This window comes from Streptococcus loxodontisalivarius (genome assembly GCF_016908645.1).
In the GTDB taxonomy this organism is placed as follows: domain Bacteria; phylum Bacillota; class Bacilli; order Lactobacillales; family Streptococcaceae; genus Streptococcus; species Streptococcus loxodontisalivarius.
Window position 1 is genome coordinate 31,549 of sequence record NZ_JAFBEH010000015.1, and the last position, 13,811, is coordinate 45,359.

Below are 13,811 nucleotides of genomic sequence, written 5' to 3' on the forward strand. Positions count from 1 at the left end.
GTAGAAAGGAGTCCTATGTTCTATCTCATTATCATTATTTTGATCTTGCTATATCTCATTTTTATGGCTCCTAAAACCATTCGTTCAACGGCTGGTCTTATTGGGATTGTTGCTCTCAGTGCCCTCTTATTGATTTTGGGAATTGCTGCGCTGCTAAAGGTTTTTAGTTTGCCCATCGAGTATTTCCTAGGTGCTGCTATGATTGTCTTTGGCTACTTTGTTGTCAGAGATGTTCTGAGATTATCAGCAAGACCAAGACCTGAAAATATGCCAGAGCTTAGCTTATCTAGTCTTTATCGAGGAGTCAAAAAGCTCCTTCAATCAAGACAAAAGCAATAATCTAATAGAGCTACAAAATTGTAGAGTCTGAGAACAAGTGTTTCAGACTCTTTTTGTTTTGATATCAACTTATTAGAGTGATTTCCTTTGGAATTATTTTCTTTTGTTGTTTAATCTAATTCCGACAAGGATTGCTGAATCGCAAAAATAAAATCGCCAAGAGAAATTAAGGAACACATCATATGGGATGGCAGTTAATTTTAGAAGCGTTAGCTCAAACAGTCTGGGAGACTGTTTGAGGTAGGAAATAGAGAAAGCGTAGCTTTCATCAAAACAGTCTGGGGATAGATTGTTTGAGCCCACCACTTAAGGAGACTATTAAAACAAAACAAAAACTCCAACAAGGAGAATGGCTCCCTTAATCTCAAACTTGAAAAAATCCCTTATTTCATGTACTATTAAAGGATAGAAAAGCATAGATTGGATAAACGATGAAAGCAATTAAGCAATTTGAAAATAAAAAAGTTTTGGTACTCGGTTTGGCTCGTTCTGGTGAGGCAGCGGCTCGCCTTTTAGCTAAACTTGGAGCAATTGTAACAGTCAATGATGGCAAGCCTTTCGATGAAAATCCATCGGCTCAAGCGCTCTTGGAAGACGGTATCAAGGTTGTCTGCGGTAGCCATCCTTTAGAACTTTTGGATGAAAATTTTGAACTTATGGTCAAAAACCCTGGTATTCCTTATTCAAATCCAATGGTTGCCCGTGCCTTGGAAAAAGGAATTCCTGTTTGGACCGAAGTTGAGTTGGCTTACTTGATTTCAGAGGCGCCGATTATTGGGATTACAGGTTCAAATGGTAAGACAACAACGACGACCATGATTTCAGAAGTTCTTAACAATGGTGGTCAATCTGGTCTCTTGTCAGGAAATATTGGTTTCCCTGCTTCAGAAGTTGCTCAAACAGCAAGTTCAGATGATACGCTTGTTATGGAATTGTCTTCCTTCCAATTGATGGGTGTTGACGCTTTCCGTCCTCACATTGCTGTTGTTACTAATTTGATGCCGACTCACATCGATTATCATGGTGATTTTGAAGGTTATGTTGCTGCAAAATGGAATCTGCAGAATCAAATGACAGCAGATGATTTCATGATTCTCAACTTTAACCAAGATTTGGCAAAAGAGCTAGCGCAAAAAACAGCAGCGACTGTTGTTCCTTTTTCAACCACTGAAAAAGTTGATGGTGCTTACCTAGAAAATGGATCTCTCTACTTCAAGGGTGAGAAGGTCATGGAAGCTAGTGAAATCGGTGTTCCAGGAAGCCACAATGTGGAAAATGCCCTCGCAACGATTGCAGTAGCTAAGCTATCTGGTATTTCAAACCAAGTGATTAAAGAAACCTTGTCTGCCTTTGGCGGAGTTAAACACCGTCTTCAGTATCTTGGTGACATCAAGGATGTCAAGTTCTATAATGATTCTAAATCAACTAATATCTTGGCAACACAAAAAGCATTGTCAGGATTTGACAATAGCAAGGTTATCCTGATTGCAGGTGGACTTGACCGTGGTAATGAGTTTGATGAACTTGTACCAGACATTCAAGGTCTTAAATTGATGGTGATTTTAGGGGAATCAGCAGAGCGTGTTAAACGTGCAGCGGATAAGGCTGGCGTTGCTTATCTCGACGCTAAGGATGTTGCTGACGCGACTAAAATTGCTTTTGAGAATGCAGAAGCTGGTGATGTTGTTCTGCTCAGTCCTGCCAATGCCAGCTGGGATATGTATAAGAACTTCGAAGTTCGTGGTGACGAATTCATCGCAAGCTTTGAGACTTTAAAAGGAGAATAAGCATGGCTAAAAAGATTGTCTTCACAGGTGGTGGAACAGTTGGGCATGTGACCCTAAATCTTCTTTTGATTCCTAAATTTTTGAAGGATGGCTGGGAAGTTCACTATATTGGTGATAAAAAAGGTATCGAGCATGAGCAAATCATCAAATCAGGTCTCGATGTAACCTTCCACTCGATTGCAACTGGAAAGCTGCGCCGCTATTTTTCATGGCAAAATATGCTAGATGTCTTTAAAGTTGGCTGGGGCGTCGTTCAATCACTGGCTATTATCGCCCGTATCCGCCCCCAGGCACTTTTCTCAAAAGGTGGTTTCGTATCGGTACCTCCAGTTATGGCAGCTAAGCTTCTAGGAGTTCCAGTCTTTGTCCATGAGTCTGACCTTTCTATGGGACTCGCCAATAAGATTGCCTACAAGTTTGCAACAACCATGTACACAACCTTTGAGCAAGTTTCAAGTTTGACCAAGGCTAAGCACGTCGGAGCGATCACTAAGGTTGCGACAGTGACTGATCAAGTAGAGTCTTCTCAGGTAAAAGAAATCAAAGAACGCTTCTCAGCCGATAAAAAGACCCTCCTCTTTATCGGTGGTTCAGCAGGTGCCAAAGTTTTCAATGACTTTATTAGTCAAAATCCAGACTTAAGACAGAGTTTCAACGTCATCAATATTTCAGGAGATGCTAGTCTCAACACTTTGGAAGACAGCCTCTACCGTGTTGATTATGTGACTGATCTCTATCAACCTCTTATGGACATGGCTGACGCAGTTATTACTCGAGGTGGATCTAACACGATTTTTGAACTTCTTGCTATGCAAAAACCTCATATCATTGTACCTCTCGGTAAGGAAGCCAGTCGTGGTGACCAGTTGGAAAATGCTGCTTATTTTGAGAAGAAAGGCTACGCCCGTCAACTGGCTGAACCAGATCTGACTTTGGAAAATCTACAAGTGGAATTAGCTCAGCTATTTGACAAGGAAGAAGATTACAAGGCGGCCATGGCAGCAACTCAAGAACTTAAGTCACAAGATGAGTTCTATGCCTTGCTCAACCAAGATATGGCTCAAGTAAAATAAAGGAAAGAAGATGGCTAAGAATAAATCTGAAGACCAAGCGGAGAAAAAAGAAGAACTGACCGAATGGCAGAAGCGAAACTTAGAATTTCTTCAGAAAAAAGAACGTGACAAGAAGGAAAAAGAAGAGCAGGATGCCAGACTTCGTGCTCAAAAACGCGCCAGAATTCTAGGTGAGGAAATTGAAGAAGAAGCTCCTAAGCCTAGTAAGACTAAGAAGAAAAGAGTCAAAAAAGCAAAGAAAGTCAAAACGAAGTCTGTCAAAAAACTCAGTAAAGCTGAAGAGAAAGCTAGACGACGTTTACGTAGTATTGTAATACCATCTGTGCTAATCTTCTTTTTCTCCCTCTTTATGGTGTCACCACTCAGCAAGTTGCGCGTGGTAAAAGTTACAGGAAATACCAATTCGACGACTCAAGAGGTTGAAACGGCATCTGGTATTCAAGCATCAGACTATTTGGTCGAAACCATGCTCAATCAGTCTTCTATTGCAAAAGAAGTAGTTGCAAATGATAAGTGGGTCAAGTCTGCCAAAGTATCTTATCAATTTTGGAATACCTTCGTCATTTCAGTTCAAGAGTACAGCGTTGTTGCTTACTTACAGACTAGCAAGGGCTACTCTCCTGTTTTGGAGGATGGAACAGTGGTGTCAGAAACCAATCTAACAAGTCCTCCTGATCAAAGTATGGTATTGACATTGACAGATACCAAACAGATTAAGAGCTTTATCAAGCAGGTAGATGACTTGAGTGATAGTTTGAAGCAGAACATGCATATTGTTTCATTGGCAAATTCAGCTTCAACACCTGATCTTCTTTCAATCGAGATGTATGATGGAAATACTGTCAAGGTTCCGCTGTCACAATTGACAACTAAGATGCCATACTATACTAAGATCGTTGCTAATATGACCGAGACTGGTATTGTTGATATGGAAGTTGGTATTTATACGACAACAGCAAGTATTGAGGAGGGTGTTGCTAGCGCTCTAGCTGCTGCTACGGAAACAACTACAGCTACTAGTGACCAATCATCGACAGATGCTTCTGAGACAACAGCTGCAGTCAGTGAAGCAAGCTCTTCTGAGACAAGCTCATCAGAGCAGACAAATAGTGCAGAAATGACAACAGAAGTTGCTGCCACAGAGTAAGATAAACTTAATAATAAAATGCGTAAAATGTTATCATTTTACGTTTTTTTATGATATAATATTTTCTGAATAATTCTGTTTTTACAGACTTTAGAATAGTATAGTAGTAGAAAGATTGAGAGGTCGAGTTAATGGCTAGAAATGGCTTTTTTACGGGTTTAGATATAGGGACAAGCTCGATTAAAGTACTCGTTGCAGAATACGTCAACGGAGAAATGAATGTTATTGGTGTGAGCAATGTTCCAAGCGCTGGCGTTAAAGATGGAATCATTGTTGACATTGAAACAGCAGCAACAGCAATTAAAACTGCAATTGAACAAGCAGAAGAAAAATCAGGTGTAACGATTGATAAGGTTAATGTCGGCTTGCCAGCAAACCTTCTTCAAATCGAACCAACACAAGGAATGATTCCAGTTCCTAGTGAATCAAAAGAAATCAAGGATGAAGATGTTGACAGTGTTGTCAAATCTGCATTGACAAAGAGTATCACTCCTGAGCGTGAAGTGATTTCGCTGGTACCTGAGGAATTCATCGTAGATGGTTTCCAAGGTATTCGTGACCCACGTGGTATGATGGGGATTCGTTTGGAAATGCGTGGTCTGATTTACACAGGTCCAAGTACTATCCTACATAACCTTCGTAAAACAGTTGAGCGTGCAGGTATCAAGGTTGAAAATATTATTATTTCACCACTTGCCTTGACACGTTCAGTTCTTAACGAAGGTGAGCGTGAATTTGGTGCAACTGTTATTGATATGGGTGGCGGTCAAACGACTGTCGCATCAATGCGTGCCCAAGAACTTCAATATACTAATACCTATTCAGAAGGTGGCGAGTATGTAACTAAGGACATCTCAAAAGTTCTTAAAACATCAAGCCAAATTGCTGAAGCTTTGAAATTTAATTTCGGAACTGCAAACCTTTCTGAAGCAAGCAACAGTGAAACCGTTCAAGTTGAAGTGGTTGGCAGTGAACAACCAATTGAAATTACAGAACGTTACTTGTCTGAAATTATTTCAGCACGTATCCGCCACATCCTAGATCGTGTCAAACAGGACCTAGAACGTGGTCGTTTATTGGACTTGCCAGGTGGTATTGTTATCGTTGGTGGTGGTGCTATCATGCCAGGTGTTGTTGAGACTGCTCAAGATATTTTTGGAACAAACGTGAAGCTTCATGTACCAAATCAAGTTGGTATTCGTAACCCAATGTTTGCCAATGTTATCAGCTTAGTTGAGTATGTTGGTACAATGACTGAGGTTGATGTGATTGCACAGAGCGCTGTTTCAGGTGAAGAACTTCTTAGAAGAAAACCAATTGATATCGCTCCTAAACCACAACGTATTGTAACACCACGTGTTGAAGCTGCTCCTTCAGCACCTGTTCAAACAGTACCTGTATTTGAAGAAGAGCGTCCAGCTCAAACCAATAGAACTGCTCATCAAGAACCAGCTGCACAACGTGAACCTAGACAAAAACTAGGTGATCGTGTCCGTGGTATCTTCGGAAGCATGTTTGATTAAAAGTTAAAGCGAGGAAATAATATGGCATTTTCATTTGATGCAGCATCAGTACAAGGTGCAGTAATTAAAGTTATCGGTGTCGGCGGCGGTGGTGGTAATGCCATCAACCGTATGATCGACGAAGGTGTTGCTGGTGTAGAATTTATCGCAGCTAACACAGATATTCAAGCGCTCAGCTCATCAAAAGCTGAGACAGTTATTCAGTTGGGACCAAAATTGACTCGTGGTCTCGGTGCTGGAGGTCAACCTGAAGTTGGTCGTAAAGCAGCTGAAGAAAGCGAAGAAATTTTGACTGAAGCTCTTAACGGAGCTGATATGGTCTTCATTACTGCAGGTATGGGTGGTGGATCTGGTACAGGTGCTGCACCAGTTATCGCACGTATCGCTAAGAGTCTAGGTGCTCTTACAGTAGCCGTTGTGACACGTCCATTCGGCTTTGAAGGTAATAAACGTGGTAGCTTTGCCATTGAAGGGATTCAAGAACTTCGTGAGCAAGTAGATACACTTTTGATTATCTCAAACAACAATCTTTTGGAAATTGTTGACAAGAAAACACCGCTTCTTGAAGCACTCAGCGAAGCAGACAATGTTCTCCGCCAAGGTGTTCAAGGGATTACAGACTTGATTACAAGTCCAGGACTTATCAACCTTGACTTTGCCGATGTGAAAACAGTTATGGCAAATAAAGGTAATGCCCTTATGGGTATCGGTATCGGTTCTGGTGAAGAGCGTATCGTTGAGGCGGCTCGTAAAGCCATCTACTCGCCACTTCTTGAAACAACAATCGATGGTGCAGAAGATGTTATCGTTAACGTAACAGGTGGTCTTGATATGACACTTACAGAAGCTGAAGAAGCATCTGAAATTGTTGGTCAAGCTGCAGGTCACGGTGTTAATATCTGGTTGGGTACATCAATTGACGACAGCATGAAGGATGAAATCCGTGTGACTGTTGTAGCAACAGGTGTTCGTCAAGAAAAAACGGAACAAGTTTCTGGAATCCGTTCAACACCACGTACTTTCACACAAGCTAGCCCTTCTTCATCAAACACAACAAGTTTTGAACAACCTGCTAAATCTACATTTGATCGCCGTCAATCTGGTTATGATTTTGATATGGCTCAAACAGTTGATATGCCTGCACAACAAGCAGCCCCAAGTCAAGATTTTAGCAATACACAACAATCTGCTTTCGGTAATTGGGATCTTCGTCGTGATAATATCACACGCCCTACCGAAGGTGAGTTGGATAGCCAATTGACAATGTCAACATTCTCAACTTCATCTGAAGCAGATGACGAATTAGATACTCCCCCATTTTTCAAAAACCGTTAAGCATGACTCTAGCAGACAATAAGGCAAAGGTTTTTTCAGAAGTTCAAGAGGCATGTCTTGAAGCGGGGAGAAATCAAGAGTCAGTTTCTATCATTGCTGTTACTAAGTATGTTGATAGTCACATAGCAGGACAACTTATTGATACGGGTATTAGCCATATTGGTGAAAACCGTGTTGATAAGTTTCTTGATAAATATGAGGCCCTTAAAGATAAGGAAAACCTCACCTGGCATCTGATTGGTACTTTGCAAAGACGCAAGGTCAAAGATGTTATCAACTATGTTGACTATTTTCACGCTTTGGATTCTGTTAAGCTTGCTCAAGAAATTGATAAGCGAGCTGACCACACCATCAAGTGCTTCCTTCAGGTTAATATTTCTGAAGAGGAGTCAAAACATGGTTTCAAACTTGAAGAGATAGATCAAGTTCTTACTGAGCTTGAAAATCTTTCAAGTATTGAATTAGTTGGTTTGATGACAATGGCACCAATTGATGCAACTGAAGAAGAACTCGAAGAGATTTTTGAAAAAACTGATGAGTTGCGTATTAGGTTACAAGAAAAACAAATCAAGAATATGCCGATGACAGAGCTTAGTATGGGTATGAGTGGTGACTTTAAACTTGCTATTAAGCACAATGCCAGCTTTGTTCGTATCGGAACTGCATTCTTTAAGTAGGGAGACGCTATGGCACTAAAAGATATTTTTAATAACATGGTTAACTATTTCGATACAGAAGAAGCTAGCGAAGTTGAAGAGGAAGTAACAGAAGCGCTTCGAGCTCAGGCTAGCCAGTCTGAAGCAGTGCGATCTGCCGCAAGACCAAGACAGAGTCAGGCTAGTCAACCAAAACAAACTACTCGAACAGAGCAAGTAGCTGCACGACCTGCAAGTCGTCCACAAGCTGCGCCAGCCTCTGCTCAAGTAAATAACTATCAAGCTTCAGGAGAAAATATGTCGACGTTACGTTCACGCCAAGAACAATTTGCCGCACAATCAAATCCTCAATCAAATCGTACAACAATTGCTCTTAAATACCCTAAGAAGTATGAAGATGCAACTGAAATTGTAGATCTCTTAATTGAAAATGAGTGTGTCTTGATTGATTTCCAATATATGCTTGATGCTCAAGCACGTCGCTGTTTAGACTTTGTAGACGGAGCTAGTCGTGTCCTTTCAGGAAATCTTCAAAAAGTTGGAGCTTCTATGTACCTCTTGACACCAATCAATGTTATTGTTGACGTTGAAGAAATGGGTCTACAAAATGCTGGTCAAGATATTAACTTTGACTTTGATATGAAGAGACGCTAAGCTATGGCATTGTTATTTATCATACTTTCTAGATTAGTTACTATCTATTCCTATATTTTGATTGCTTATGCTCTGATGTCATGGCTACCAGGTGCCTACAATTCTGCAATTGGTCGTCTTCTGAGAGCCTTGGCAGAGCCTGTTCTAAATCCTTTTAGAAAACTAAGATTACAGTTCTTTGGACTTGATTTCACGATCATTTTTGTACTCTTTCTTTTCAATATAGGCTTGCAAATTTTAGCAGCAATACTATTCTAATGGCTACAGATCATAAAGATATTTATCAGCATTTCAGACCTTCAGAAACCGACTTTGTCGATAAGGTTTTTGGTTGGGTCAGTCAGGTTGATAATAGCTATACGACCTATTTAACTGACTTTCTAGATCCCAGACAGGTGACAATTGCCCAGTCAATTATTGCTTCAAGTTCATTGCAGAGCTTTGTCAGCAGTGATTTTATTGGTGGCGAGTATGCTAGATTGCTGATTGCTCCTGATTATTACCAGCTTGATCAAGCTGACTTTGAAATCAGCCTTTTAGAAGTTGATTATAATCGTAAATTTAACCAAATCAGTCATGGTCAAGTTATGGGAACCTTGATAAATCAGCTGGGAATCAGAAGAACAGTTTTTGGAGATATTCTTTTAACAGATGATCATCTGCAAGTTTATGTGATGACTTCGATGCTCAGCTATTTCCAAGAAAATGTAAAGAAAATAGGTAAGGCCTCAGTTAAATTGCGCCAGTGCAAACTTGAGGAGAGAGTCCAGGTCAAGGAGTCTTTCAAAGAAGATTTGGTCTTGGTATCTAGCCTAAGACTTGACAAAGTAGTAGCATCAGTATTAAAATTATCGAGATCTGTAAGTTTGAAATTGATTGCCTCTCAGAAGGTCAAATTGAACTATAGTATCGCAGATAGGGCATCTGAAGAGCTCTCCATCGGAGACTTGGTCAGTGTCCGAGGTTATGGACGCTTTACTCTAGATAGTCTAGCGGGTCTGTCAAAACAAGGCAAACATAAGTTAATCATAAAGAGAACCACATAAGATTAAGGAGGCTTGTAATGGCAATTACAGCACTTGAAATTAAAGATAAAACATTCGGTAGTAAATTCCGAGGTTACAACATTGAGGAAGTTGATGAATTTCTTGACATCGTTGTAGCTGATTACGAAGCACTAACGAGAGCAAATAAAGAGCAAGAAGCTCGCATTAAAACACTCGAAGAAAAAATTGCTTACTTCGATGAAATGAAGGAATCACTCAGCCAATCTGTAATTCTTGCTCAAGAAACAGCAGAAAAGGTTAAGACTTCTGCAACAGATGAGTCAACTAACATTTTGAACAAGGCAAACTATGATGCTGCTCACTTGATTGAAGAAGCAAAAGCAAAAGCAAACGAAATTTTGCGTGATGCAACTGATGAAGCAAAACGTGTAGCAGTTGAAACAGAAGATCTTAAACGTCAAAGTCGTGTCTTCCACCAACGTTTGCTGGCTGCGATTGAAGGACAACTTGGACTTGCAAATTCTCCTGAATGGAATGAACTTTTGCAACCAACAGCTGTTTACCTTCAAAACTCTGATGCTGCCTTCCGTGAGGTTGTTGAAAAAGTATTGGATGAGCACGTTCCAGAATCAACTGATGAAACTTCATTTGATGCGACACGCCAGTTCACCCCAGAAGAAATGGCAGAGCTTCAACGTCGTGTTGAGGAAAGCAACAAGCAACTTGAAGAAGTTCACCAACAAGAGCAATCTTCAGAAGTTGTAGCGGATGATTTTACTGCTGATTCAACATCATTGACTCAAGAAGAGACACAAGCAGTTGAAGTTAACCTCAACGAAACACAAACATTCAAACTAAATATCGAAGAATAAGAAAAACAAGAGTCTAAGTCAATATTTCCAGCGAGCAGGTGACGGTGTGAGTCCTGTAATCCCTTGCCTTAAACTTATCACTTTCTTTCTTTCCAGCTGAAATCTACTAGGTTGGGAGGTTTGGTCTACCATACAGACCATTGAGGGTTAGAAGGAGAGAGAGTCTTCTTTCTAACTAAACTAAGGTGGTACCACGAGCTCTCGTCCTTTGCGATGAGAGCTCTTTTTATATTTTTGCAATTCATATATTTTTAGAGGAGTCCGACCTATTATGAAATTAAAAGAAACCCTAAACCTTGGGAAAACAGCTTTCCCAATGCGTGCTGGTCTTCCAAACAAAGAGCCACAATGGCAGGAAGCTTGGGATCAAGCAGAGCTTTACAAAAAACGTCAAGAACTTAATGAAGGTAAGCCAGCCTTCCACCTTCACGATGGACCTCCATACGCTAATGGAAATATCCACGTAGGTCATGCTTTGAACAAGATTTCAAAAGATATCATCGTTCGTTCAAAATCAATGTCTGGCTTCCGTGCACCTTACGTTCCAGGTTGGGATACTCACGGTCTTCCAATCGAGCAAGTCTTGGCTAAACAAGGTGTTAAGCGTAAAGAAATGGACCTTTCAGAATATCTTGAAATGTGCCGTGATTACGCACTTAGTCAAGTTGACAAACAACGTGCTGACTTCAAACGTCTCGGTGTTTCAGCAGATTGGGAAAATCCATACATCACTTTGAAACCTCAGTATGAAGCAGATCAAATCCGTGTCTTCGGTGCTATGGCTGACAAGGGCTATATCTACCGTGGTGCTAAGCCAGTCTACTGGTCATGGTCATCAGAATCCGCACTTGCAGAGGCTGAAATCGAATACCACGATATTGATTCAACATCACTTTACTATGCCAACAAGGTTAAAGATGGTAAAGGAATCCTTGATACTGATACTTATATCGTAGTTTGGACAACAACACCATTTACAGTAACAGCTTCTCGTGGATTGACAGTAGGTCCAGATATGGAGTATGTGGTTGTAGTTCCAACTGCTAGCGACCGTAAATACCTTCTTGCAGAAGTTCTTGTAGATAGCCTTGCTGCTAAGTTTGGCTGGGAAGGTTTTGAAGTGGTAGCTCGTCACACTGGTAAAGAGCTTGATCACATCGTAACAGAACACCCATGGGATGCTGACGTAGAAGAACTTGTTATCCTTGGAGACCATGTTACAACTGACTCAGGTACTGGTATCGTCCACACGGCTCCTGGTTTTGGTGAGGATGACTACAATGTCGGTATTGCCAACGGACTTGAAGTTGTCGTAACTGTAGACAGCCGTGGTTTGATGATGGAAAATGCAGGGCCTGACTTCGAAGGTCAATTCTATGATAAAGTGACACCACTTGTTCAAGAAAAATTGGGTGACCTCCTTCTTGCAAGCGAAGTTATCAACCACTCATACCCATTTGACTGGCGTACGAAAAAACCAATCATCTGGCGTGCTGTACCGCAATGGTTTGCCTCAGTTTCAAAATTCCGTCAAGAAATTCTTGATGAAATTGAAAAAACTGCCTTCCAACCAGAATGGGGTAAGAAACGTCTTTACAATATGATTCGTGACCGTGGTGACTGGGTTATCTCACGTCAACGTGCTTGGGGTGTTCCACTTCCAATCTTCTATGCTGAAGATGGCACAGCTATTTTGTCAAAAGAAGTCACAGATCACATCGCTGACCTCTTTGAAGAACACGGTTCAATCATTTGGTGGCAACGTGATGCTAAAGATCTTCTTCCGGAAGGATTTACTCACCCAGGTTCACCAAACGGTATCTTTGAAAAAGAAACAGATATCATGGACGTTTGGTTTGACTCAGGTTCATCATGGAACGGTGTTATGAACGCTCGTGAAAATCTTGGCTACCCAGCAGATCTTTACCTTGAAGGTTCTGACCAATACCGTGGTTGGTTCAACTCTTCACTCATCACATCAGTTGCGGTTAATGGTCATGCGCCTTACAAGGCAGTCTTGTCACAAGGTTTCGTCCTTGATGGTAAGGGTGAGAAAATGTCTAAATCTAAAGGAAATATCATCTCACCAAACGATGTTGCGAAACAATACGGTGCTGAAATTCTCCGTCTTTGGGTAACATCAGTTGACACTGACAATGATGTTCGTGTATCTATGGATATTCTTGGCCAAGTTTCTGAAACTTACCGTAAAATCCGTAACACACTTCGTTTCTTGATTGCTAACACATCAGATTTCAACCCAACAACTGATACTGTTGCCTATGAAGAGCTTCGTCAGGTTGACCAATACATGACTGTAAAATTCAATAAATTGGTTGAAACAATTCTTGAAGCCTATAACAATTATGACTTCATGGCAATCTACAAGTCTGTTGTAAACTTTATTACTATTGACTTGTCAGCCTTCTATCTTGATTTTGCCAAAGATGTTGTCTACATCGAATCAGCTGATAGCAAGGTTCGTCGTCAAATGCAGACAGTCTTCTACGATATCTTGGTTAAAATCACAAAACTCTTGACACCAATTCTTCCTCACACTGCAGAGGAAATCTGGTCATACCTTGAGTTTGAAGCAGAAGAATTTGTTCAATTGTCAGAAATGCCAGTAGTTGAAAGCTTTGCTAATCAAGAAGACTTGCTTGCAAACTGGGATGCCTTCATGAGTTTCCGTACACAAGCTCAAAAAGCCTTGGAAGAAGCTCGTAACGAGAAAGTTATCGGTAAATCTCTTGAAGCTCACTTAACTGTTTATGCTTCAGCTGAGGTCAAAGCCTTGCTTGAAAACATTCAAAGTGATGTTGCACAACTTCTTATCGTGTCACAATTGACAGTAACTGAAGATGCTGCACCAGCAGAAGCTGTTAGCTTTGAAGATGTTGCCTTTACAGTTGCACATGCAGAAGGTGATGTTTGTGACCGTTGTCGTCGAGTTGATCCAACAACTGCAGACCGTAGCTACAATGCTCATATCTGTGACCACTGTGCTGAAATTGTGGAAAATAATTTTGCTCAGGCAGTTGCAGAGGGATTTGAAGCAAACGCTAAAAAATAAGAAAAAAACTAAAAATGAGTTTGGAATTATTCCAGACTCATTTTTGGTTGAAGACAAAGTCTTTTTTCGATACTTTCCTTAAGTGATTTCAGGAAACCAAGGAATTTCATTTGAGCATTCTCGCTTCTCAATTTTAATGTTCAGACCTGAAACAGTCCAGCGGACTGTTTCACTCTCAAATATTCCGAGTGTAAGAAATGCTTGGCATTTCTTACATTTTCCTCACGGCGGAAGCATTAGGTAAATGCCTAAGAGGCTGGGCAAAAACGAGCTTCAACATAAAACCACCCAGTGATTTCTGTCTCGAAAACAATCAAGACGAAAGAATCACTGGGTGGTTTTTGA

The 13,811-nt window shown here is 40.7% G+C and carries 12 protein-coding genes; all 12 read left to right on the forward strand.

Annotated features, from left to right (window positions below; genetic code table 11):
- The first annotated feature begins 15 nt into the window (after positions 1-15).
- The 12 genes from JOC28_RS04515 to ileS all read left to right on the forward strand — a co-directional run bounded on the left by JOC28_RS04515 (position 16) and on the right by ileS (position 13,466).
- Complete coding sequence (locus JOC28_RS04515; protein ID WP_205009452.1) at positions 16-339, forward strand: DUF3165 family protein; 324 nt, start codon at positions 16-18, stop codon at positions 337-339.
- Between the two features lie 431 nt (positions 340-770).
- Positions 771-2,126 (forward strand): UDP-N-acetylmuramoyl-L-alanine--D-glutamate ligase, encoded by a 1,356-nt coding sequence (gene murD, locus JOC28_RS04520; protein ID WP_205009453.1) that lies wholly within the window; start codon positions 771-773, stop codon positions 2,124-2,126.
- A 2-nt stretch (positions 2,127-2,128) separates the two neighbouring features.
- Complete coding sequence (locus JOC28_RS04525; RefSeq protein ID WP_205009454.1) at positions 2,129-3,199, forward strand: UDP-N-acetylglucosamine--N-acetylmuramyl-(pentapeptide) pyrophosphoryl-undecaprenol N-acetylglucosamine transferase; 1,071 nt, start codon at positions 2,129-2,131, stop codon at positions 3,197-3,199.
- A gap of 10 nt (positions 3,200-3,209) precedes the next feature.
- A complete protein-coding gene (locus tag JOC28_RS04530) occupies positions 3,210-4,346 on the forward strand; it encodes a cell division protein FtsQ/DivIB (protein ID WP_205009455.1) in 1,137 nt (378 codons plus the stop codon).
- 131 nt (positions 4,347-4,477) lie between these two features.
- Positions 4,478-5,869 (forward strand): cell division protein FtsA, encoded by a 1,392-nt coding sequence (ftsA, locus tag JOC28_RS04535; protein WP_205009456.1) that lies wholly within the window; start codon positions 4,478-4,480, stop codon positions 5,867-5,869.
- 21 nt (positions 5,870-5,890) lie between these two features.
- Complete coding sequence (ftsZ, locus tag JOC28_RS04540; RefSeq protein WP_205009457.1) at positions 5,891-7,204, forward strand: cell division protein FtsZ; 1,314 nt, start codon at positions 5,891-5,893, stop codon at positions 7,202-7,204.
- 2 nt (positions 7,205-7,206) lie between these two features.
- A complete protein-coding gene (locus JOC28_RS04545; protein WP_205009458.1) occupies positions 7,207-7,881 on the forward strand; it encodes a YggS family pyridoxal phosphate-dependent enzyme in 675 nt (224 codons plus the stop codon).
- Between the two features lie 9 nt (positions 7,882-7,890).
- Complete coding sequence (locus JOC28_RS04550; protein ID WP_205009459.1) at positions 7,891-8,514, forward strand: cell division protein SepF; 624 nt, start codon at positions 7,891-7,893, stop codon at positions 8,512-8,514.
- Positions 8,515-8,517: 3 nt separating this feature from the next.
- Complete coding sequence (locus JOC28_RS04555) at positions 8,518-8,772, forward strand: YggT family protein (RefSeq protein ID WP_205009460.1); 255 nt, start codon at positions 8,518-8,520, stop codon at positions 8,770-8,772.
- Positions 8,772-9,560 (forward strand): YlmH family RNA-binding protein, encoded by a 789-nt coding sequence (locus JOC28_RS04560; protein WP_205009461.1) that lies wholly within the window; start codon positions 8,772-8,774, stop codon positions 9,558-9,560. Before JOC28_RS04555 ends, JOC28_RS04560 begins: the two co-directional genes overlap by 1 nt.
- Positions 9,561-9,577: 17 nt before the next feature.
- Positions 9,578-10,393: a DivIVA domain-containing protein gene (locus JOC28_RS04565; RefSeq protein ID WP_205009462.1), complete on the forward strand. Its 816-nt coding sequence runs from the start codon at positions 9,578-9,580 to the stop codon at positions 10,391-10,393.
- A 271-nt stretch (positions 10,394-10,664) separates the two neighbouring features.
- Positions 10,665-13,466: an isoleucine--tRNA ligase gene (ileS, locus tag JOC28_RS04570; RefSeq protein WP_205009463.1), complete on the forward strand. Its 2,802-nt coding sequence runs from the start codon at positions 10,665-10,667 to the stop codon at positions 13,464-13,466.
- The last annotated feature ends 345 nt before the right edge of the window (positions 13,467-13,811 follow it).